Below are 22,262 nucleotides of genomic sequence, written 5' to 3'. Positions count from 1 at the left end.
ACACTTAATCCATACATTCATACATAAAAAATCCATCACCTCGGAAATACCTAAAATAGATCTCCAAGGGATGGAAACAATCTCTGGAACAGCAGATATTCTGGTTTTATGAATTCGATCCACACTTCCAGCAAACTTGTATCAATCATTTAAAACGTTTTCGTTTTGATTAAACAATCACAACATATAAAGTTTTTCACCCTTTTTATATCGAGATATCCTTAAAGAGTTGAACGAAAATCTAAATAAGATTGATTCTCTTTGCCCATCATTGACGGATTAGTAGCAACAACTGCAATCGCAAAAGGATTTTATTTTTCCTTTTCGCACTACTTTAATTTGATTTTGGAATTTTATTTAGGGAAGAGAGATCGATCAACATTCAATTCCTTCCCTACAATTCAGTTCGATTTTTCAAATTTTCGCAACTTTTCATTGTGCCTTATTGTCAAACAAATAAAGCAGTTTGATTTTCGACATATGTAAAACAACACTCTCTTTATCAGACTTAAACTATTTGTTTATGTGAATTTTTCAATTTGACTTAAATAAAAAAATAATCACCCGTCAATGCTCTCTACAATCATAGTCCTAATTGAATCAACTTCTGCTCTTTCTTTGCCTTTTTATCTTGATACATATTTTTGTCAGCTGCAGCAAATAACTTCTCCATTTTTCCGATGGAATACTTACTAAAAGCATATCCCATCGACATTTTGATTTTTATATCTTTGCTGTTTCTGTTGTACTCACTAATTTCTGCGGAAAGATTTTGACAGAGATGTTCAACTTCTACTTTATCTGCATCTTTTATGATAACAGCAAACTCATCTCCACCAATCCTTGCAACAATCGCATTCTCCGAGAAAAATTGGTTTAATAACTTAGCAGACTCTTTTATGAGAAAGTCACCTTTTTTATGGCCGTGGTTATCATTCAAATACTTTAACTCATCCAAATCACACAAAATAATGGCCACAGATGTATTTACGTGATTATTGTATTTCTCCATACTTTGCTCAAAAAATTCTCGATTGTATATATTTGTTATAGCATCATGGGTAATTCTATATTCTAAATCCTGCTGTAATTTCACTTTTTCATCTATATTCCTGATAATTCCGTGAATGGCTATTAATTCTCCCTTTTCAAACATAGGCGTTGTATATTCTTCAAACCACCGATAGTTCCCTTTGTCATCTTTCCAACGATGAACAAATTATAGAAGTCTCCCCAAAGCAGGTCAATATACCTAATCATTTCTATTTTTCCACTTTCCTATCCTCTTTTCTCAAGTCATAATCAACCCATAAGAAATATTAACTCTCCTCTAGTACAGTTGAGAAACAAACACAATCGAGTAGGAGGGAGCGATTAACTCCCGTCCTCTCACACCACCGTACGTACGGTTCCGTATACGGCGGTTCAATTAAGATAATTGACGCAAGTCTTTATAACTTCCGTGAATAGCTGTTCTCTTTATGCCAGTGGTCACTCCACCCTCCAAGAGGTCTCCCACGGGATTCACCGCTTCCTCCCTCAAGTGAGGTACTACGTTTTCTGTGTTCATCATGACTCACTGAATACCAAGGGCTATTCTCTCTTAATTGTTCGGTCCTTCTTAGTTGTTCTAGACCAACTAATACTATGACCTCTGCTGACTTCTGACGGTTCAGCTACTTATCACTAAGTAGGTTATGAAGAGTACTTCACATATCCGCCAGACCTCCCCGGGTAAGTACATGCACTTTCACACCATCTATCCGCCTCATTTACTCGATATGACCTTCGACAGAAAGAGCTTTGTTTTGTTATGCAAACTCACTCAATCATACCTAGCCTTATATGAGGTTCGTGTTCCTCGGACCGGTGTTTTGCCTCCAGCTTCCTTCAGATTCCGCGTCACCACGGACACCCTTGCTCTTGGCTAACCTCTACTTCTGTCTTCGGGGTTCGGGACTTACACCCTATAGTTCATGTACATGCCGGGCGCACATTAAAAACGCTCAGTCATACGACTGAGCGTTTACTCGATACAATATGGACTTTTGTTGAGAAAACAAAAATTCTAGTTTATTGTGAATGCCAAGAGTTTATTTATGTTCTACAGCTTCTGTTCAGTCATAATAAACTCCTGCTACTCTCCACCCCTTCAACCCGCATTCCTACGCTACCTATATTTTTCCATTCATAATAAAGTCATGCACGAATCTCTCATTTTCTCGATTTTTGCTTCGATTTTTTCTGGCAGAACTTTATTATGTTTGAAAATAAAGTCGTGATAGAAAATAGGGGAAAAGGCTTGAGGGAGATGGGTTTCTCCTTTTTACTCACACCTTTTCCCACACTTTTGCACAACTTTGTTTTCATTTTGGCAGGAGTTTATTGTGAATGGCAAGAGTTTATTTTGGCTTTACACTTTAATTCCAACTGTGTGACAGATTCAACATGTGCGGTCATTGGGAACATATCGACGGGTTGGATGTGATGGATTTTGTACAATGGGCTTAGCGTCTGCAAATCTTTGGCTAACGTGGAAGGGTTGCAGGAAACATACACAATTCTCTTTGGTTTGATGTTCATGATCGTTTTCAAAAATTCACGGTCGCATCCGGATCTAGGCGGGTCAACGACCACAACATCGGGAATCCATCCTTGTTTTTTCCATTTTGGCAGCCATTCTTCGGCTGTTCCGGTTTCATAGACGAAATGTGACATGCCATGTTTTTCAGCATTTTTACGGGCATCTTCTATTGCTTCCGGGATGACATCCATACCACGTACTTCTTTAGCGTCTTTTCCAAGCCACAGTCCGATCGTTCCAACCCCGCAATAAGCATCTAACACTTTTTCCTCTCCTGTGAGCGAAGCTGCTTTGTTCACTTCGTTGTAAAGCTTGATCGTTTGTTCAGGGTTTAATTGGAAAAATGCACGCGCGGACAGTTCATAACTGAATTCTTCCAATTGCTCTGTAATGGAAGGCTCTCCATACAATAAATACGTTTTCTCTCCGAATATCAGCGATGTCTTTTTTGGATTCACATTTTGCATAATGGAGACAACGTTTGGCAGTCTTTTTTTGATTTCATCCACAATGAGTTGTTTTTTCGGAAGTTCTTTATGAGTAGTAATGAGAACCACTTGAATTTGGCCGGTTTTTGTCCCAATTCGAGTGACGATGGTTCTAACAGCAGGAGTTTTGGTGTGTCCGTCAAAAATAGGAATGTGCAAGTCGGACAAAATTTCTCGAATAATCTGCGTCGCTTTATCCGTTTCTGGATGCTGAACGATACATGTTGAAATATCGACCAGCTTATGAGAATTCAATTGATAAAGCCCTGAAATCACCCGCTCCTTTTGCTTTCCAAGCTGAAATTGGCTTTTATTCCGGTAGTGCCACGGGTCTTCCATGCCGATGGTTGGCCGAATTTCGATTTGTGTTATATCAAACTGGGTATGGCGTTCAAGAGCTTGAATTAAGATATCCCGCTTTTCGACCAATTGTCGTTCGTAGGACAAATGCTGCAGCTGGCAGCCTCCACATATCTCATAAACGGAACATGGGGGTTTTACACGAAAAGGGGATTTCTTTCTGATTTTTTTGATTCGCCCTTCCGTAAAATTGGGATGCACATTTGTCGCTTCCACCACTACTTCTTCTCCCGGCAGCGCACCGGGAACAAATACGACTTGCCGTTTAAAATATCCAACTCCTTCTCCGTTGATTCCAAGTCTTTTAATCGTAAGCGGAAAAGTCTGGTGTTTTTTAATTTTCACTTGTTGATTGGAACTCACGTTTCTTCACCCGCTTTCTGTTCTTAAAGCGCATGCAGCCAATATTACGGTCTTCATTATGAATCATCTTTTGTACTCATGACAACTATTTATTAATGGAACCAGATATGATTTGTCTCATTCTACCATCTTTATCTCATGAAATCGAATTTCTGCCCTAAATTCCTTTATGATTACTGCTGCAGAAAAACAAGAAGATATTAGATTAGAAGGCGCAATTTCTAAAGCAAAAACGACGGGAATTGCCAAAAAATAGAAAAACCGAAAACAGAGAAAATAAATGACATAAAAAAGAGGTGTATACTATTGTCCGTAGTAGACACCTTTTAATTTTGTTAAGTATATAAGATAATCCATCGTTTACTGACCAGGAAGGAATGCTCCTAAACTGCTAATGCCGGCCACGATGACGAATAAAATAACGAGAAGAATCACCACTTTATTTTTGCTTAATCCTGCTGCTATATGCAGACCTATCCCTAGGACGACATAGTACCAAATGCGAAAAACATCGAAGTTTTGAGCTATAGCATTCAACGTTTTATTTCCCGTAACGAGAGGGGCAAGACTGGTAAAGGAAGTGACTTTATCTGCACCCACCGCCAGGTTAATGATTTCATTTATAATACCGCCTATGACAGAAATCACACTTGCATACATTATAATGGCAAAAAGTTTTTTATACTTTGTATCATTCCCCATCAACATCATGCAGATTTTATAAAATAGAGCTGTTAATAAAAAGCCAATGATGCCTGAAAATATGCTGACTATAACGGCAGTTCCAATCGTAAAAGCGGCCGGAACGTGAATATCCAAATCCTTTAAATCGGAACTGTTTAAACCTATATATCCGCCAATCCCCCCCGCAACCGCAAACAACACCGTCATATAAAACAGAGGGAGTCCTATGGGCGCGTTTGTTTTCATTCTTTCAAACTGAACGGCAGGAGAAAAAATCATGCCGCTTAAAGAAGGTTTTTTCATGATCTCTTGATTCACTTCAACTTTTGTTTCCATCTGATCTCTTCCTTTCCATTATTCATAACGCAAAGCTTCAATGGGCTCCATTTTAGCCGCTTTATTGGCCGGAATTAATCCAAAAATAATGCCTAAAACCATGGAGAATAATACTCCTCCTATGACCACTTGAGGCGATACGAGGGGAGGCCAATGGGCAAAGGCGGATATGATGTAAGCTCCCCCTACTCCTAAACCGATACCTATTATTCCGCCTAAAAGGGTTAGCATCATCGATTCAATCAAAAACTGTAATAAAATCTTTCCTCTTGAGGCTCCTAACGCTTTTCGGATCCCAATCTCCCTTGTCCTCTCTGTGACGGATACTAACATAATATTCATCACACCTATTCCGCCAACAAGCAAAGAAATGCTCGCAATCCCGGCGATAATCATGGTCATAATGTTCGTTATTTTTGAAATCCCTTGTTTTAACGTTTCCAGATTAAAAATGACATATTTCCCTTTTAGATCAGCTGATTTCGTATGATTGAGCATATTGACTGCTTTTTTACCGGCAAGCTCTAATTGATTCACATTCTTGGTTTGAATGGTAACGGATTGTATATTATCAGTTCCAAACAGCGCAGGCCAAAGAGATATCGGCAAAAGCACTTCTGGTGAATCCAATCCAAATGATTGATTTCCCATCGTATAAACGCCAACAACCTGAAACGGCTGCCCCTTGATCGTAATAATGGAACCGACAGAACGTTCTCTTTTAAAGAATTCTTGTTCTGCTTTCTCATTGATCATCACAACATTATTCGACTGAGAAAAATCATGTTCAGACAACATGCGTCCTTTTGTTACTTGTACCGAATGAACCGCAAAATAGTCATGAATGATTCCTGTTATACTGGCATTGATTGGTTTATCTCCAATCATAATCGAATCCATGCTTGTATTGGTAGGAATAACGTGAGAAATCTCAGGTATCTTCCTTAATTGAAATAAGTCCTCTTGTGTAAAAGTAGGAGAGTCATTTATAGATAGATCCGATAGTTCGTCCTCATCCGGTTGAAATTGAATTTCTAACGTATTATTGCCCGAACCCGCCAATTGGGATTTTAATGCTTCAGATCCTCCCTGTCCGATCGCTACTACCGCAATAATGGAACCAACCCCAATAATGATTCCCAACATGGTTAAAATAGAACGCATTTTGTGAGAGAGAATAGAAGTGAGCGCTATTTTAATGCTATCTAACAAATTCATAGACTATACCTCTTGTCTTGTATGATTTTTCCGTCTTTAATATGGATATGGCGTGAAGTATAAGCAGCTACCTCTTTTTCATGTGTGACAATGATAATGGTGATTCCTTCTTTGTTTAATTGAGTAAAAATGTTCATGATTTGCTCACTAGCGGTAGAATCTAAAGCTCCTGTCGGTTCATCGGCCAAAATTAACGTTGGTTTGGTCGCAATCGCTCGAGCAATCGCCACACGCTGTTTTTGTCCTCCCGATAGTTGATTAGGTAAATGATTCATACGATCAGCCAATCCCACTTTTTCTAAGGCTTCTATCGAACGTCTTTGTCTTTCTTTTTTTCTCATTCCGCCATAGAGAAGAGGGAGTTCGACATTGGCTAAAGCTGATAAACGAGGCAGCAAGTGAAATTGTTGAAATACGAATCCGATATATTGATTTCGAATAAGAGCCATTTTAGATTCTTCTGCCTTCAAAACATCGATATGATTAAGGATATAGCTTCCACTGGTGGGGCGATCTAAACAACCGATAATATTCATAAGTGTCGACTTTCCTGAACCGGATGGCCCCATGATGGAAACGAATTCCCCTTGTTCAATCTCCAGGTTGATATTTTGAAGAGCAGCTACTTCTAAAGATCCTTGTGAGTAGTTCTTTTGAATATTTTTTAAGCTAATCATTTAATCTCCACTTCCATGCCCGAATCCATCGTGTGAGAAGGATTTTTCACTACTTTTTCTCCTTCTTTTAAACCATCTACTACTTCCGTCCATTCTCCCGTGCTAATCCCAGTAGTAATGTTACGTTTTTGCACTTTTCCTTTTGACACTACATATACATATGTAGAACCATCTTTTTCCTGAACACTGTTTTGCGGAACGGTCAATACTTTTTTAGAGGACAAGACGACCTGAATGGCTACATGATACCCTGGAGATAATCCCTCTTGAGAATGAAGTTTTGCTTTAAAGGTATAATAAGAAAGATTGGACGTCGATTGTCCTGCTTCTCCGGAAAGCTGTCCGGTCCCTGAATTAGTTGCTGCCGGAAACTCGCTTACCTCCACAATCTTCCCATTCCAAGATTTATTGGGCACAGCATTAGCGGTTACTTTAATTGGCTGATTAGCTTGTATTTGTGCTTTTTGCAATTCCGTTAAAGTTCCTTCAATTTGAAATGGTTCTTTCGAGACAATATTCATAATAGGCGTTCCTTGAAGCCCCATCGTTTCTGAAGAAGTTCCTTCATCTGTAATCCCAGCACTTTCTTCTAAATCTTGATGCAAGTTTTTTACATAACCATTGATAGGACTAAGTATCGTTAATTGATTTAATTTGGTTTGTAATTCTTCTTCTTGCAATTGATTCTTTTCCATTTCCAGCTCAATGGATTTCTTCTGATTTTCCAGCTCTTCTAATTGAGATTCTAATGATGCATTGTCGCTAGCAGCCTTTTTTTCTTTTTTCAAAGCTTTAATCTTGTCGTTCACTTGATTGTAATTCAACATCGTTATTTTTTTATCAATGCTTGCTTGTTTTAACTGTAGGTTAATGTCGGCACTTTCATAAGTGAATAGCTTTTGGCCTTTTTCTACCTCTTGGCCTTCTTTCACATAAATTTCTTTTATCTTCCCTTTGGAAGGATCGAGATAAATTGTTTCTACTTTTCCTGGCACAACTTGACCGGAAATCAGTTTTGTATTACTAATTGGTCTTTTTGTGACACTCATCAGCTGAACGGACTTTGTCACGTTCTTTCTTTTTTCCATAAAAATCACATTTATCGCGACCACCAAGAGAATTAAAACAGCAATCCCAGCCACGATCCATTTCTTTTTTGTATTTACTTTTTCTGTTCGTTCTAGTTCCATAATGTTACTCCCTTATTTATGGACTATGCCTCCTTCCATTAAACTTTTAAAAAACGGAAAAAAATTTAAAAAGATCCCCCCTTTTTATCACACAAAATCTCTAACAAATCATAGAAAATATTACCAAATAACCATCTATTTCACAATATTTTTACAGATTATTTATAAAATTTCATAAAATTGTTAGTTTTAACTATAAAAACACAAAATTTTGGATAGAAATTTTTTATACTTCATCGACTTTTACGCTCATTTTCCTGAATATTCGGAACTATACATGCATAACAACTTGGTTATTGCACATCCAAAAGTCCTTGTTCAATCACTTTCCATAAACAAGAAAGGGCAACCTATCAGGCAGCCCTTCTTTCCACTTTTATAGACGAAGACTCCCCAAAAATATTTTTCGGAAGCCAACTCAATCCCGATCATAGTCCGCTGCTGGTGGGAGTTATGGGATCACTTCTTTTTGTTTTGGCTTTTTGTTAAATAATCCAAGCTTTTAAATTGATAGCCTTCTTTTTTTAAATCTTGGATGACTTTTTCTAAAGCTTCCGCGTTGTCTTTCGATACAGTATGAAGCAATAAAATCGCGCCCGGATGAGCCTGAGCCATGATGTTTTGATAGGCGTATTTCCACCCTTTTTGATTATTTGTCTGCCAGTCGACAAATGCAAGCGACCAAAGAACATGGGTATATCCTTCCTCTTTCGCCAAAGACAATGTTCTCTCACTTAAAATCCCCCGCGGTGGACGCATATAGTTCATCTCTTTTTGCTTCGTCAATTTGGCTGTTTCCTCTTTTACTTTCTTTAATTCCAGCTTTAGTTTTTCGTCGCTCACTTGCGTTAAGTCAGGGTGGCTCCAAGAATGATTTCCAACGATATGCCCTTCTTTCACCATTCTTTGCACCAGTTCGGGAGCTGTTTTTAAATAGTGGCCTGTTACAAAAAAGGCGGCCGGCACATGTTCTTTTTTGAGCACGTCTAAAATTTGAGCTGTATAGCCATTTTCATATCCATTATCAAACGTTAAATAAAGAATTTTTTTGTTGCTTGGCCCTTTATAATAACTCCCGTACTTGGCCAACAGCTCGTCATATTCCTGTCCCGCTTCTGCCGGTTTTCCGTTTTGAGCTTTTTTAAATCCCCAATGAATAGGTTGATTAGAAAGCGCCGATGCAGGCGTCGCCATGAAACATGCCAGCAAAAGCGCGCTTATCCATACTATCAGTGTACGTCTTCGCATGTTATCCTTCCTTTACAACGTATTTCTTGTTGCTTTCTTGCCATGAAATGCAGGATCTGTCTTGCCTATTTTTTGTGAAAAAAAAAGGATTCATGCCGACTTTTCCATTCCTTTTTCTGTAAGTTGTAAAATAAAAAAGAGGATGACGAAAAGCCACCCTCCCGACTAGGATTATTGAAATACAGGTTCTTTCAATTGCGCCAATTTTTCTAATGAAGATTTCTCCACATCTTCATGCAGGCTATTTCCGTGGGAATCCATCGTGACAACGGCCGTAAATCCTTTCACTCTTAAATGCCACATGGCTTCAGGAATGCCAAATTCCATTAAATCCACGCCTTCTACTGATTGAATGCAATCCGCATAATATTGCGCAGCACCACCAATAGCATTCAAATATACGCCGCCATGTTCTTTTAACGCCGCCAACGTTTTCGGTCCCATGCCACCTTTTCCGATCACGGCACGGATGCCAAATTTTTTCATAATGTCTCCTTGATAAGGCTCTTCGCGAATCGAAGTAGTCGGACCAGCCGCTTTGACATGCCAATTTCCTTCGTCATCTTTCAGCATGACCGGACCGCAGTGATAAATGATTTGACCGTTTAAATCAACTGGTGCTTCATGATCCATTAAATATTTATGAATGGCATCACGGCCTGTATAGATCATGCCGTTAATTTGAACAACGTCCCCTACTTTCAGCTGGCGTATTTGTTCTTCCGTAATCGGCGCTTCTAAAGTAACGACATTGGTTTGCGCTGAATCCTCATTGGAAGCTGCCGTTTCTTTTTCCGATTCCGAAGGTTCAAAAGTGACTTTTTCTCCATCTTGATACAACCATTCGGAAATGGCCCCAGTATTCGGATCGATCTTCACACCGAGACGGCGAAATGCCCAGCAATTATAAGCTACTGAAACGAAAAAACTGGCGGGAATTCGGTTCATAACGCCAATTTTGCAGCCAAGGAGGGTCGTTTCTCCTCCAAATCCCATGGTTCCGATCCCCAACTTGTTAGCGTTTTCCATGATGTACTCTTCCAGCTTGCGCAAATCTTCATTCGGATTGACATCATCCACCGGTCTGAATAATTGCTCTTTGGCCAAATCATATCCGGATGAACGATCTCCTCCGATTCCGACTCCAATAAATCCGGCGCTGCAGCCTTGTCCTTGAGCTTGATAAACGGCATGCAAAATACATTTACGAATGCCGTCCAAATCACGTCCCGCTCTTCCCAATCCTTCCAATTCACAAGGCAAGCTGTATTGAATGTTTTTATTTTCGCATCCGCCGCCTTTTAAAATCAAACGGACATCTATATAATCTTCTTCCCACTGCTCGAATTTAATGACAGGCGTCCCGGCTCCAATATTATTTCCGGAGTTCTTGCCCGTTAAGGAATCTACCGAATTAGGACGCAATTTCCCATCTTTTGTCGCCTGTTCGATCGCCTCATAAATCGCCTGTTTTAACTTGATTTGGTTCACTCCGACTGGTGTTTTGATTTTAAAAGTAGGCAGTCCCGTATCTTGGCAAATAGGCGAAACATTGTCATCGGCCATTTGAATATTTTGGGTAATAGTAGCTAAGCTCATAGCCGCTCTTGTACCGGCATTTTCTTTCCTTTTAGCAGCCAAAATGGCTCGGCGGACATCTTTTGGCAAGTTAGTGGAGGTCTCTACAATCAATTGGTACATACTCTCTTTAAACTTTTCGAAATCCATGTTTTCCCCTCTCCCTTTTACTGCAAAAAATATGTATTGACAAAATAGACAAAAAATTCCCCCTATCATTATACTTTGTGAGCTGAAGGTTGAAAAGACAAATATGGAATCGGTTACAAAAAAGTTTATGGAAACGCCGTGCTTGCAGTCACGAAAGATGCCTTGCAAAGCTCTTCTTTTTTCATGCAACACTAAATGGGTGAAACGTTCATAAGTGGAAAAAACGAGCGAAAAGAACCTATCCCTTAAAATAAATCAAGCAGCCGAAAAAAAACGGCTGCTATCTGTCACGAAACTGCTTGTATTTTTCTTCTATTTCCTCGACGATTTGAATTAATCGATCGATATCTTCAATATCCGTTGATTCTGGTTCCAATGAATCCAATACCGTCAAAAACATGTTCAGTCTCTCTTTTAAATAGCTCAGCTGTTTATTTGTATCATAAATTGTTTTCCCCACTATTTTCTCTCCCTTCTTTTTTATCATAATCAAGCTTTTTCAAAAAAGCAATTTGCATCGCAAGAAACCCTGTTTCCAACAAAAGACCAGACACCTAACACAAGCGGATGATAATGGTTCATCCTCCTGCTTTGGTTCTGGCCATCATCATTCTTTCTATTTAGGTTCGCTCGATGTGACGAAGGCAAACGTCACATGGTCCTGAATAGGAATCCACGCTCCAATTCCTTGTGAGGTTACATTCTTGACAACAATCGATCTTTTCATTCCTTTCAGTACAATAAATACTTCTCCATACGTAACTTTTCCTTTTTCATTCACCGCGGGTGCGTATGCATATAAATAGCCAAGCCTTTGTGCCGGGATATTATAAACCTGGCCCTTTTTCGTACCGGCTCCAATCGTTGTTGAAAATGAAAGTGGAAGTTTTGTTTTTTGTGCCGCAGTCAGCATCATCATTTTCTGAACATCATCTGCATGTGGAATTTTAGCGGTTAAACCGCCTTTAATCTGTTTTTGCATTTCCTGTACATAATGGATTTTGTAATTGGCATTACCGCCGCGGTTATCAAAATAATTCGTATTAATTTTTTGATATTCCCAATTGGGAACCGTTTCGCTCGATTCATAATTCAGAGGCCATTCCCCCAAATAAATAGTGGCTCTCAATCCGATAGCAAAGGGTGTTTTGTTAATGGAAGTTTCATTCAACATTCGAATTAAATCGGGATTTTCAATTTTCACTTTAGATGTACTCAACAAATCCTTCGTAAATTCGCTTGGCTGCAAAGATGGGAGATCTTGCGTCGGGTTCGGATAGGTGTTTTCTTTCGCTATATTCATCACAGATGAAGGCATTTGATAATGCCGATTGTCGCTTTTTATGGCCGCCTCCGCAGCCGTTACGGTGAACAGGGATAGAAAGAAAGTTATCAGGACAATGCGGTACACTTTCATGAATGCTTTACTCCCTTCTCTTCGATGTCTACTTTTTTATAGAGTTTCCCATATTCTTTTTCCTATCCCTTTTTCAAGAAAAAAAAGAACGGCTATGATAGGTAAAAAAGCTTATGAAAATGAAAAACGCTGACTAATTGTCAGCGTTTCAGAATAGATCCTTCTCTGTCAATAAAATAGAATAATTTTTAATCACTGTTTATTCTTCCATACCAGATTTTGTTCGCTACAGCAAATAAAATCCTATTCCCATTATGAAATAGGCGGCTATTAATGTCAGCCCTTCAAACCAGTTCGATTCTCCGTCGTTTTGGATGACAATCGTCAACAAGACGGCCGTGACCATGGAAATTAATTCTGGCAACGTAAAGATTAACGGCATAGACTGTTCAAAAAACATCGATGCAAGCACCAATATCGGCGCTACAAACATAGCTACTTGGAGTGTAGAGCCGATGGCAATTTCCACTGCGATATCCATTTTATTTTTCATGGACATAAGAACGGCAGAAGCATGCTCCGCTGCATTTCCGACTATGGCGACTATAATGACCCCGATAAACAATTCACTCCAGCCGAATTTGTCCGCCACAACTTCAAATGTATGTACCAGATTTTCAGAAACGTAAGCCACTGCAATCGTCGCCAACGCCAATATAACCATGGCTTTCCCTTTTTTCCATTCCGGCTCTTCATGCTCTTCCTGACTTTCTTGTGTGGAATGATACACTCCGCGATGAGTAACCAATTTAAAGTACAAGGCAGCCAAGTACAAGAGAATCATGATTACTGCAATCCCAATGCTTAATGAAAAAGTTTTGTCTCCAGTCATCTTTAATGAAAAAATTTCCGGGATAACAAAGGCCACAATGACAGCAAACATTAACAGCCCGGAATTATGTCTGGCGTCATACACATTAAACTTTTGCCTTTTAAATTTCAGTCCCCCTAAAAAAAAGGAAAGCCCGGCAACTAAAAGCAGATTTCCTAAAACCGAACCAGTCAAAGAAGCCAATACAACTTCAACAAGACCCGCTTTTAAAGAAAAAATAGAAATAATTAATTCAACGGCATTTCCAAATGTCGCATTTAAAAGTCCGCCAATTCTGGGCCCGGCAATAATGGCCAAACTTTCTGTCGCCCTGCCCATATAACTGGCCAATGCAATAATGGTGAAACAATAAACGACAAACATCATGACAGCTGGCCAATGAAGCAGAGCCCCTATAACGGACAAAGGAACCCCGGCAAATACCATAATGGCAAAAATCTTATTCATAAACAAACCTCATTTCTTTCTAAATTATTTCACGAATAAAAGAATCCGGTATTGAATTTTTCCAACAATTGGTCTTAAGCATTATCTAAAATGCTAAAAGGCTTGTCAGATGTTTTTCCAAGTTTCTATTATAAATTTTTTCACTTCTTATGAAAGCCGTTAACCTTTTAGTCCCTTTTTCATAACATTTTTGAATATACCATTTTTATACATTATACATCAAATTTTTTTGTCTTGCCTTTTTATCACTATTCATTATTTTCAATTTCATTGCTTGTAAAGAAGATGCAACCCCTTTTTCCGAATCGAAAGTTCTTTTTCTGGAATGAGTTCTATCCCGCTTTTTCAATATAAGAAATCTTTCTGGTTTTTATTCTTCACATCTGAAACAATATATGTTAATATATAGCTACATTATAATAATTTTAATTTAAAAAATATATTAATCACCTTATATTACTTATTTTAATGCTATTATCAATATAATGAAGGTGATTATTATTCTCAATTAAAAAGAGTTTATTTTCAATTAAACAAGGAGGGCCACGATGAGCGCAGATGCGAATGCTTTGACAAATAAAAAAATCGTTCAAACGAAAATGGCGAAGTTGGAGAAACTGAAACCGCATCTTGAATTAATGGCAGCTTTATTAAGCGGTTTGCTTATTTTAGCAGCTTGGATAACGGAAAAAAATCATGCCGGACTGGTTCCAAGTGTGCTCTACCTGCTGGCGTTTGCTATCGGCGGTTTTGCCAAAGCAAAAGAAGGCATTGAAGAAACCATAAAAAATAAAGAATTAAATGTAGAAATATTAATGATTGTTGCAGCCATCGGATCGGCGAGCATCGGGTACTGGACAGAAGGAGCTGTTTTAATTTTTATTTTTTCTGTCAGCGGAGCTTTAGAAACGTATACCATGAATAAAAGCCAAAAAGAAATCTCTTCCTTAATGGATCTGCAGCCAGAAGAAGCGTGGCGAATCACCAACGGAAATTTGGAACGAGTTCCCGTTTTCAGTCTTAATATCGGCGACTTGATTATCGTGAAACCGGGTGAACGTATCCCTTCTGACGGCCGGATCGTAAAGGGAAGCTCTTCTGTAGATGAATCGGCGATTACTGGGGAATCCATGCCCGTAACGAAACAACTGGGTGAAGAAGTTTTTGCCGGAACCGTCAATATCAATGGATCCATTACTGTTGAAATTACGAAACGATCGAATGAAACTCTATTCCAAAAAATCATTGAGCTTGTCCAATCTGCTCAAAGCGAAAAATCACCGTCACAGCTTTTTATTGAAAAATTCGAAGGGCGCTATGTCAAAGTCGTGTTGGCGGTTGTCTTGCTGATGATGTTTCTACCGCATTATTTGTTTGGATGGAGTTGGAATGAAACGTTCTATCGTGCAATGGTCCTTTTAGTTGTCTCTTCTCCGTGCGCCCTAGTCGCATCCATTATGCCCGCTACTCTAGCGGCGATTTCCAATGGCGCCCGGAACGGAATCTTAGTAAAAGGCGGCGTTCACTTAGAAAATTTAAGCCATTTAAAAGCAATCGCGTTTGACAAGACCGGTACGCTGACAAAAGGAAAACCGGAAGTAACAGACATCATTGTCCGGAACGGCTTAGAAGAAGCGCATCTTATTCAAATGGCCGCTTCAATTGAAAATCAATCGAATCATCCGCTTGCACAGGCTATCGTAAAATTTGCCGAAGATAAGGAAATTCCGCTTTTAGAAGTAGACCAATTGGAAGACGTTGCCGGTTCTGGTGTAAAGGCAGCGATGGGAGGCGAAGAATGGAAAATCGGCAAAGCGGAATTCGTCGGTAAGGATGAGGCGCTTTCTTTCGCAAATGGAAAAGCAAAAGAGTTGGCGTCAGAAGGAAAAACCGTCGTTTTTGTACGCGATTCGAACGGAATTGCTGCTCTCTTTGCTTTGAAAGACAGCATTCGGCCCGATGCCAAAAAAGCCATTGATCTTCTGCGCCAAGAAGGAATTTATACGATTATGTTGACCGGAGATAGTGATAAAACAGCGTACACCATCGGGAAAGAAGCTCACTTAGACGGTTATATTGCCGAATGCCTGCCCCAGCACAAAGCTGACTATGTGAAAAAAATTATGGAAAAATACGGGACGGTCGCAATGGTTGGCGACGGCATTAATGACGCCCCTGCCTTAGCAACCGCAAACGTTGGAATTGCCATGGGAGAAGGAACAGACGCAGCGCTTGAAACGGCTGATATTATTTTGATGAAAAATGATTTAGCCAAAATTGCCAATGCGATTCAGCTTTCCAAAAGAATGAATAAAATCGTAAAACAAAATATCGTCTTTTCGATCGCAGTCATTATGTTGTTAATTTGCTCCAACTTCCTTCAAATTCTCGATCTTCCTTTCGGAGTGATCGGTCACGAAGGAAGCACGATCTTAGTGATTTTAAACGGGCTTCGGCTTTTGAAATCTCCAAAAGAAAAAGCGTTCGAAGCACAAGAATTAAAAGCTTATTAAAAAACGAGAAAAGGGGAGCGGCCAAAACGCTCCCCTTTTTTTATGAGTTGCTGCATAAAACGTATTGAAGTTATGGAATCGATCAAGCGGATTTTCAGGTTCAGCAGCTCCGGCTTTATCATTCTGTTCGCTTATTGCTCTCTGTTATCTTTTTGACCGTTCAAGAGCCTTTCATGACCTTTTCATCCAGATACCCTTCAGCGCACCGATCCCAACCATAGTCCACTACTTTCCGCTTTCCGTCGTTTCCTTTTCGTTATGGATGTCTTGATAGGATGCATCCTTTTTTTCAGGCAAAAACGTATCTTTTGCTTCCGTCAGCAATTCCTTCACTTGCGGTGTTAAATCACGAAGATCCTCCACTTTTTCACGGATAAAGCCAACATCTTCATTCACTTGTTTGACCGTTTCTTTAGCTTTTTCTACTATCTCCTTAGTGGAAGAAATGATGCGATTTGGATCTTTTGCGATTTGGACAACATATTGGCACACTTTAGACATTTTAGAGCGTGTGGACTTGTCCAATAAACTGACAGCAGCCCCTGCGGCAGCACCGATGAACATTCCTGCAAAGAATTTATTTCTCCCCATTTTTTTACCCCCTTAAAGGTTATGTTCCTTTTTAATTAGCGCAAGCAGACGGTCGCAGCCTTTTTTGATCAGCTCATAAACCTCTTCAAAATTACCGGTGAAATAAGGATCAGGTACATCCTTTTGCTCAGATTCTTCCACTAAGTCAAGCAAACGAATGATGTGTGTAGTGGAAGCATCTCCAGCAAGCTTATGTAAATCATCCACGTTGCTTTGATCCATCGCCACAATATAATCGAATTTGTTTAAGTCTTCTCGCTGTACTTGGCGGGCGACAAGCCCTTCATGGTTAATTTGATATTTTTTTAATATGGACAACGTTCCATGATGAGGAGATTCTCCGATATGCCAGCCGCCGATGCCGGCTGAGTCAACCGCAATTTTTTGATCTAACTTTTCTCGTTTTACCATGTCGCGAAACATCGCCTCAGCCATGGGAGAACGACAAATATTTCCTAAGCAGACAAACAAGACGTGAATCAATCCAACCCTTCCTTTCTTTAAAGCAAATGGTATTATCATTATTCTACAAAATTTTTCATTGAAAAACGACAAAGAAATAGTGGTATTTCTTTGTCATTGTTCATAGAACACGAACGAAAGCGACCTTTCGGCTTTCAAACCATAGATCCTATCTCTTCTCGCTCGGTTTGACAGGAATGAAAAAACATGAAAATATATGAATAAGTACTAGCCGAAAAGGGAAAGGATGGATCAAGTGGATCTCTCAAAAAACACATTAGAAAATATTGAGTTTATGGTGGAAAAGATTAAAGAAAAGCTAAAAATGGTCAACGGTGATGCTTTAAAATCTACTAATTTTAGTTCCGACAAATATGAAGAACTAAAAGAAATTTATGAACTAGTACAGAGAAAAAATCATTTCAGCCCTAATGAAATGCAAGCGATTGTGGAAGAACTCGGATATTTGAGAAAGTAAGGAAAAACTGCCGGTTTAGTGGGAGCCGGCAGTTTTTTCTTCCTCTTGATCGGTTAGTATGAGAATTCCGTCCTTTGTAACAGCGATCGTATGCTCATATTGAGCAGACAGCGATCCATCCATTGTTCTAGCCGTCCAGCCATTAGCGTCCATTTTCGTTGCCCAATGGCCTATGTTCACCATCGGTTCAATCGTAAAGACCATCCCTTCTTTTATGCGCGGACCTTTTCCAGGGAGACCGAAATGAGGAACATCCGGTTTCTCATGAATGACCGCACCAATTCCATGGCCGATAAAATCTCGAACGACAGAAAAACCTTCCGCCTCCACATAAGTTTGAATAGCGTGGCCAATATCTCCAATTCTATTTCCTATTTTCACCTGTTCGATTCCTTTATATAACGCTGTCTTCGTTACATCTAATAATTTTTGGGTTTGTGGATCGACTTCTCCAACAGCATAAGACCAAGCCGAATCTGCCAGCCCGCCGTTTAACCGGACCACCATATCAATCGTGACAATATCTCCTTCTTTTAACGCTTGTTTCCGGGGAAATCCATGACATACTTCATCGTTGACGCTCGCGCAAGTTGCATATTCGTAGCCACGATATCCTTTTTGTTCCGGTGTCGCTCCGTGTTTTTTCAAATATTCGTCCACGAAAACTTCAATGTCCCAAGTAGTCACTCCCGGCTTAATCAGTTTAGCTATTTCTTTATGGGTGGAAGCAAGAAGCTTTCCCGCTTCATGCATTTTTTCAATCTCACGTGGAGATTTCAATACGATCATGAAAATCCTACCTTTCTTTTTTGCTCCGTTTCATTTCTCAAGTTTAAGGAAACGCACAATGATATGTTTCAATATTCTATGTTTATTATATGGTTTTTTTCTTTACTTTTACAAAAAAAATGAAGGGTTTGACTCGCTGACACAATCATTTCTCGTCGTGTCAGCAAGTCAAACCCTTGACTAATGCCTTCTTCATGTCGTAAAAATGTTCTATTGCAAAAGTTTCAAGGATTCGCGATTAAACGCCGGAATATCGTCTGGTGTCCGGCTCGTTACTAATTGGTTGTCGCTTACAACCACTTCTTCATCTTTATAATGAGCGCCGGCGTATTCCATATCAACACGAATGGATTTATAGCCAGTAGCCGTTTTTCCTTCCAGAGCTTTCGCCGTGATGAGGAGCTGTGGACCATGGCAAATCGCAAATACCGGTTTTTTAGAATCCATAAAATCTTTAACAAATTGAACAAACCGGTCATCGGCACGTAATATGTCTGGTGAAAATCCTCCCGGGATCAACAAAGCATCGTAATTTTCCACTTTCGCGTTATCGATGCTTTCATCGATCGTAATAACAGCGTCGCCATGTTTGCCTTTTACCGTTTTCCCTTTTTCTTTTTCAATATTGACAATTTCATGGCCTGCTTCTTTATAGGCTTTTACAGGTTCAGTGTACTCAGAGTCTTCCACCATATCTGTTACCAATACGGCAATTTTTTTACCCATCGTTTGTTCTCCCCCTTTACGACTTTATCCGATATTTATTGTACCCCTTCTTTTGTTTATTAAACAAACATTATGCTTATTGCTGTACGTTCTTCTGTTGATTGATCGGCATAATGAGTACTTCCACGCGTCGGTTTTTAGCCCTTCCTTCCGGGGTAGAGTTGTCTGCAACCGGCTGGTATTCGCCGTATCCTTTGGCACTAAATTGGCTCGGGTCCAATTTCGGATTTTCCAAAAGAATTTTCATAAAATTGATGGCCCTCATAGCGCTTAATTCCCAGTTGGATTCAAATGAAGCCGTTTTAATCGGAACGTTATCGGTGTGTCCGCTGATAATGATTTGATGAGGAGGATTCATGACAAGTAAATTTGACAGTTCTCTAGCCATTTGAACGTCCTCTTTCCGAATGGTCGCTTTTCCGGAGTCGAATAATACATTATCTCGAATTCTCAACAAAAGTCCCTCGCTTGTCAAGGACGTGGTAATTTTATTCGTCAAATGTTTTTTTTCGATATATTGATTGATTCTTCCCTCTACTTGTTTTAATTCTTTTTCATCTTTTTTGTTCAGAATGTCATCTTTATTCGCCTTACCGTCGGGGGACGGAACCGGAGTTTGAATCGTATCGGAAAAATCCATGACCCCTGTGCTGCCTTGAAATATATCATTAAAGGTCTGCGCAAATTTTTGAAACTTTTTCGCATCGACCGCACTCATGGAAAAGAGGACAATAAATAGCGCCAAAAGCAATGTTAGCAAGTCAGAATAAGGAAGCAGCCAAGATTCACTTATACGCTCATCGTCATTCCTTTTTTTACGCTTCGCCATTTTGACTGACACCTTCCGCTTCCATCATCATATTCTTTCGTTCCTCTTGAGGCAAAAAAGAAGACAATTTTTGTTCAATAGTGCGAGGGGCCTCTCCTTCGATGATCGATAAAATTCCTTCTATCATCATTTCTTTTAATTGAACTTCTTGCTGCGATTTTCGTCTTAATTTATTGGCAAATGGATTCCACAATACATATCCGGTAAAAATCCCTAACATGGTAGCCACGAATGCTGCCGAAATGGCATGCCCTAATGCATCCGTATCCGACATATTTCCGAGGGCAGCTATTAATCCGATTACCGCTCCAAGCACCCCAAGCGAAGGAGCATATGTACCCGCTTGCAAAAAAATGGAAATTCCAACTTTGTGGCGTTCCTCCATCGCTTCAATCTCTTCCGTTAAGACATCGCGGATGTAGTCGGCATTTTGACCGTCGACCGCCAGACTTAAACCGTTCTTCAAAAAAGGGTCTTCTATCTCGTCCAGTCTTGATTCCAAGGCAAGAAGACCTTCTCTGCGGGCAATTTCCGCCCACTCCGAAAACAAACGAATCACCTCAAGCCGACTCATTAATTTTTGCTCTTTAAAAATAATCGCAAACAATTTTGGAACTTTTTTTATTTCGTTCGTTGGAAAAGCGATGGTCACAGCAGATATAGTCCCTGCAATAATGATCAAAAAAGCGGCGGGATTCGCTAATACCGAAAGGTTGACCCCCTTTAACACCATACCGACCCCAATGGCAATAATTCCGAGTATTACTCCAATAATTGTTGTCTTATCCATCATTCTCACCCTATTTACTAAATTTCTATTTCTATTGTCATGGACCGCCAATGAACGTACTGCTATTTTTAAGGTTTCATTTACTATATCGACTAAAATTGACAAACCTTAACGCAAAAAGGACAATTCATTGAAATCACGATGGTTTTTTCCTACGTTTAAACCAAGGTTATGACTTCTTTACATCAAGAATTACTGTTTGATCCGATGATCCTTTTTTCGATCTTCTGCTCATATCTTTTAAATAGAGACGAATTCGTTTTTATTTTTCTTTTAGAAAGCAGTTGATTGTATTGAATCAGCCGCTGGGACCATTGTTTTTCCAGTCTTTTTCTTTCTTGTTCATCATGGCATTGCCGGATCAGTTCTTCGATTGTCAAAAACTCTTTTCGAATCTCCTGTTCTTCCTCCATATATCCTGCGTTTTTCATGATTCGATAAGCCATTCTCAAGTCTTCCGGAATTTCCACCATGCTGTCCATTTTCAACGGCTTCCCTTTCCCCGGAAGATCATCGAACTCTCCTTTTTCGTAAGCTGCCTTGATTTTTTCTTCCGCCAATAAAGTAAAATAATCCACTAAAACTCCCCCATGTTAAAATTGTACTATATTTTCCATTCCGAAGAACGAGCTCTGTTACAGCCATATCCTTTTTACCATTAAAGAAATTCCAAAAAAACCAAGCCTATACCTCCGATAATAAATATTAATGAAAGAAAAAGCAGAGAAGTTGAACCAATGGGTGCAGTGAATAAATCCAGTATTTCCAAAAATATTGCGGTTTTTTTGGCGCTTGGAGATAACTCTTTTATTTCCTTCCAGCTATCTTTAAAATAAATCACTCCAAACGGTAAAAGAGCAATTCCTACTACTAATAATGTAATACCTACTGCCGTTGTCAAATCACTTCCCTCACTATCTATGAAATAGATCTTTTACTGCCATTGATTACACATCATAACGAAAAACATCGCCCAATCCTAAAAAAGACAGAGAACCCAATCCCCTCCATCTGCATTCTTGCGTGTTGCATAAAAGTTTTAAAAATAAAATAAACTCGTCGAAAGTCCAAATTTTTTAAATATCGAGGATCAATATGGTATACTTATGTTAACGAGCACGTAATTCATGTTTTATCTGTTCGATCCCTATCATTGTCCACAAGTTTTGCACATTAATTTCCTCATGAAAAAACGGTTACATATTTTTCACTTTTAATTTATCACATTTAGAATGAGCAGCACTTGGAAGACGATCAAATCATCATTTTTGTATATAGTGGCAGCATGAATGGAAAAGTTGTCCCTTTTATAGGAAAGGATACTGTTTCCCCATTCAAAAAATCTTCTGTCCACTGAATGATTTCGGTGTTCATTCAAACTTCCTTTATTCCCGCATTTATCTGCTGTCTGCCTATTTCGGAGATGATTCTTGATTCGAAGCAACGTTCCAATATATTGGTGACGTGCATGAATAAAGTTTCAAAACAACCTATAAAAATAAATGGTATAGA

General features: G+C 39.3%; 21 protein-coding genes. 2 read left to right on the top strand and 19 right to left on the bottom strand.

All coding sequences use genetic code 11. From position 1 onward, the window contains the following. Positions 1 to 583 precede the first annotated feature (583 nt). The 11 genes from NST12_RS03365 to cax form a co-directional block, all read right to left on the bottom strand. Positions 584 to 1,156 carry a GGDEF domain-containing protein gene (locus NST12_RS03365; protein WP_341100235.1) on the bottom strand — a complete coding sequence of 191 codons (573 nt, stop codon included), beginning with the start codon at positions 1,154 to 1,156 and terminating at the stop codon, positions 584 to 586. Between the two features lie 1,226 nt (positions 1,157 to 2,382). Then, entirely contained in the window at positions 2,383 to 3,795 is a 1,413-nt protein-coding gene (rlmD, locus tag NST12_RS03360; RefSeq protein WP_341100234.1) for a 23S rRNA (uracil(1939)-C(5))-methyltransferase RlmD, read from the bottom strand. Between the two features lie 360 nt (positions 3,796 to 4,155). Next, positions 4,156 to 4,815, bottom strand: a complete 660-nt coding sequence (locus NST12_RS03355) for a Yip1 family protein (RefSeq protein WP_341100232.1) — start codon at positions 4,813 to 4,815, stop codon at positions 4,156 to 4,158. Between the two features lie 18 nt (positions 4,816 to 4,833). Next, positions 4,834 to 6,033, bottom strand: a complete 1,200-nt coding sequence (locus tag NST12_RS03350; RefSeq protein ID WP_341100230.1) for an ABC transporter permease — start codon at positions 6,031 to 6,033, stop codon at positions 4,834 to 4,836. Beyond that, entirely contained in the window at positions 6,030 to 6,710 is a 681-nt protein-coding gene (locus tag NST12_RS03345) for an ABC transporter ATP-binding protein (RefSeq protein ID WP_341100228.1), read from the bottom strand. The genes NST12_RS03350 and NST12_RS03345 overlap by 4 nt, the downstream gene beginning before the upstream one ends. Beyond that, complete coding sequence (locus NST12_RS03340; RefSeq protein WP_341100226.1) at positions 6,707 to 7,900, bottom strand: efflux RND transporter periplasmic adaptor subunit; 1,194 nt, start codon at positions 7,898 to 7,900, stop codon at positions 6,707 to 6,709. The genes NST12_RS03345 and NST12_RS03340 overlap by 4 nt, the downstream gene beginning before the upstream one ends. Positions 7,901 to 8,359: 459 nt before the next feature. Further along, complete coding sequence (pdaA, locus tag NST12_RS03335) at positions 8,360 to 9,148, bottom strand: delta-lactam-biosynthetic de-N-acetylase (protein ID WP_341100225.1); 789 nt, start codon at positions 9,146 to 9,148, stop codon at positions 8,360 to 8,362. A 171-nt stretch (positions 9,149 to 9,319) separates the two neighbouring features. Continuing rightward, positions 9,320 to 10,876: a fumarate hydratase gene (locus NST12_RS03330; RefSeq protein ID WP_341100224.1), complete on the bottom strand. Its 1,557-nt coding sequence runs from the start codon at positions 10,874 to 10,876 to the stop codon at positions 9,320 to 9,322. Positions 10,877 to 11,156: 280 nt separating this feature from the next. Next, positions 11,157 to 11,336 carry an SE1561 family protein gene (locus NST12_RS03325; protein ID WP_003354697.1) on the bottom strand — a complete coding sequence of 60 codons (180 nt, stop codon included), beginning with the start codon at positions 11,334 to 11,336 and terminating at the stop codon, positions 11,157 to 11,159. 156 nt (positions 11,337 to 11,492) lie between these two features. Next, on the bottom strand, positions 11,493 to 12,293 hold the full coding sequence (locus NST12_RS03320) for a YfkD famly protein (RefSeq protein ID WP_341100222.1): 801 nt from the start codon (positions 12,291 to 12,293) through the stop codon (positions 11,493 to 11,495). Positions 12,294 to 12,519: 226 nt separating this feature from the next. Then, positions 12,520 to 13,572: a calcium/proton exchanger gene (gene cax, locus NST12_RS03315; protein ID WP_328201955.1), complete on the bottom strand. Its 1,053-nt coding sequence runs from the start codon at positions 13,570 to 13,572 to the stop codon at positions 12,520 to 12,522. A 548-nt stretch (positions 13,573 to 14,120) separates the two neighbouring features. Here cax and NST12_RS03310 point away from each other — a divergent pair. Beyond that, complete coding sequence (locus NST12_RS03310; RefSeq protein ID WP_341100221.1) at positions 14,121 to 16,085, top strand: heavy metal translocating P-type ATPase; 1,965 nt, start codon at positions 14,121 to 14,123, stop codon at positions 16,083 to 16,085. 225 nt (positions 16,086 to 16,310) lie between these two features. On the opposite strand, the gene NST12_RS03305 is transcribed toward NST12_RS03310, so the two are convergent. Both NST12_RS03305 and NST12_RS03300 read right to left on the bottom strand, forming a co-directional pair. Beyond that, on the bottom strand, positions 16,311 to 16,676 hold the full coding sequence (locus tag NST12_RS03305; RefSeq protein WP_048622720.1) for a hypothetical protein: 366 nt from the start codon (positions 16,674 to 16,676) through the stop codon (positions 16,311 to 16,313). A 12-nt stretch (positions 16,677 to 16,688) separates the two neighbouring features. Next, positions 16,689 to 17,159, bottom strand: coding sequence for a low molecular weight protein-tyrosine-phosphatase (locus NST12_RS03300; RefSeq protein WP_003354691.1), 471 nt, complete (start codon positions 17,157 to 17,159; stop codon positions 16,689 to 16,691). Between the two features lie 235 nt (positions 17,160 to 17,394). Between NST12_RS03300 and NST12_RS03295 the strand changes: the two genes are divergently transcribed. Beyond that, positions 17,395 to 17,616, top strand: a complete 222-nt coding sequence (locus NST12_RS03295; protein WP_040341556.1) for a DUF1128 domain-containing protein — start codon at positions 17,395 to 17,397, stop codon at positions 17,614 to 17,616. A 15-nt stretch (positions 17,617 to 17,631) separates the two neighbouring features. On the opposite strand, the gene map is transcribed toward NST12_RS03295, so the two are convergent. The 6 genes from map to NST12_RS03265 form a co-directional block, all read right to left on the bottom strand. Then, positions 17,632 to 18,405, bottom strand: a complete 774-nt coding sequence (gene map, locus NST12_RS03290; RefSeq protein ID WP_048622719.1) for a type I methionyl aminopeptidase — start codon at positions 18,403 to 18,405, stop codon at positions 17,632 to 17,634. A 210-nt stretch (positions 18,406 to 18,615) separates the two neighbouring features. Next, positions 18,616 to 19,131 (bottom strand): type 1 glutamine amidotransferase domain-containing protein, encoded by a 516-nt coding sequence (locus NST12_RS03285; RefSeq protein WP_003354688.1) that lies wholly within the window; start codon positions 19,129 to 19,131, stop codon positions 18,616 to 18,618. A gap of 76 nt (positions 19,132 to 19,207) precedes the next feature. Beyond that, positions 19,208 to 19,960, bottom strand: a complete 753-nt coding sequence (gene motB, locus NST12_RS03280; protein WP_048622718.1) for a flagellar motor protein MotB — start codon at positions 19,958 to 19,960, stop codon at positions 19,208 to 19,210. Continuing rightward, positions 19,947 to 20,750, bottom strand: a complete 804-nt coding sequence (gene motA / locus NST12_RS03275; RefSeq protein WP_048622717.1) for a flagellar motor stator protein MotA — start codon at positions 20,748 to 20,750, stop codon at positions 19,947 to 19,949. The genes motB and motA overlap by 14 nt, the downstream gene beginning before the upstream one ends. A 185-nt stretch (positions 20,751 to 20,935) precedes the next feature. Continuing rightward, the gene (locus NST12_RS03270; RefSeq protein ID WP_328202925.1) at positions 20,936 to 21,328 is read right to left on the bottom strand and encodes a DnaJ family domain-containing protein; all 393 of its coding nucleotides are present in this window, start codon (positions 21,326 to 21,328) and stop codon (positions 20,936 to 20,938) included. Between the two features lie 80 nt (positions 21,329 to 21,408). After that, positions 21,409 to 21,651, bottom strand: coding sequence for a hypothetical protein (locus NST12_RS03265; RefSeq protein ID WP_003354683.1), 243 nt, complete (start codon positions 21,649 to 21,651; stop codon positions 21,409 to 21,411). Positions 21,652 to 22,262: the final 611 nt, after the last annotated feature.

This window comes from Bacillus sp. FSL W8-1127, from assembly GCF_038006725.1.
GTDB lineage: Bacteria > Bacillota > Bacilli > Bacillales > DSM-4216 > Bacillus_O > Bacillus_O smithii.
The sequence above is the reverse complement of the archived record's forward strand: the minus strand, read 5'-3'. Positions and strand labels throughout refer to the sequence as shown.

What these genes read in the sequence shown, in the direction of transcription:
- NST12_RS03365 (WP_341100235.1), bottom strand. Translation starts at nt 1,156, where the DNA reads ATGTTTGAAAAGGGAGAATTAATAGCCATTCACGGAATTATCAGGAAT.
- NST12_RS03355 (WP_341100232.1), bottom strand. Translation starts at nt 4,815, where the DNA reads ATGGAAACAAAAGTTGAAGTGAATCAAGAGATCATGAAAAAACCTTCT.
- NST12_RS03350 (WP_341100230.1), bottom strand. Translation starts at nt 6,033, where the DNA reads ATGAATTTGTTAGATAGCATTAAAATAGCGCTCACTTCTATTCTCTCT.
- NST12_RS03345 (WP_341100228.1), bottom strand. Translation starts at nt 6,710, where the DNA reads ATGATTAGCTTAAAAAATATTCAAAAGAACTACTCACAAGGATCTTTA.
- NST12_RS03340 (WP_341100226.1), bottom strand. Translation starts at nt 7,900, where the DNA reads ATGGAACTAGAACGAACAGAAAAAGTAAATACAAAAAAGAAATGGATC.
- pdaA (WP_341100225.1), bottom strand. Translation starts at nt 9,148, where the DNA reads ATGCGAAGACGTACACTGATAGTATGGATAAGCGCGCTTTTGCTGGCA.
- NST12_RS03330 (WP_341100224.1), bottom strand. Translation starts at nt 10,876, where the DNA reads ATGGATTTCGAAAAGTTTAAAGAGAGTATGTACCAATTGATTGTAGAG.
- NST12_RS03320 (WP_341100222.1), bottom strand. Translation starts at nt 12,293, where the DNA reads ATGAAAGTGTACCGCATTGTCCTGATAACTTTCTTTCTATCCCTGTTC.
- cax (WP_328201955.1), bottom strand. Translation starts at nt 13,572, where the DNA reads ATGAATAAGATTTTTGCCATTATGGTATTTGCCGGGGTTCCTTTGTCC.
- NST12_RS03310 (WP_341100221.1), top strand. Translation starts at nt 14,121, where the DNA reads ATGAGCGCAGATGCGAATGCTTTGACAAATAAAAAAATCGTTCAAACG.
- NST12_RS03305 (WP_048622720.1), bottom strand. Translation starts at nt 16,676, where the DNA reads ATGGGGAGAAATAAATTCTTTGCAGGAATGTTCATCGGTGCTGCCGCA.
- map (WP_048622719.1), bottom strand. Translation starts at nt 18,405, where the DNA reads ATGATCGTATTGAAATCTCCACGTGAGATTGAAAAAATGCATGAAGCG.
- NST12_RS03285 (WP_003354688.1), bottom strand. Translation starts at nt 19,131, where the DNA reads ATGGGTAAAAAAATTGCCGTATTGGTAACAGATATGGTGGAAGACTCT.
- motB (WP_048622718.1), bottom strand. Translation starts at nt 19,960, where the DNA reads ATGGCGAAGCGTAAAAAAAGGAATGACGATGAGCGTATAAGTGAATCT.
- motA (WP_048622717.1), bottom strand. Translation starts at nt 20,750, where the DNA reads ATGGATAAGACAACAATTATTGGAGTAATACTCGGAATTATTGCCATT.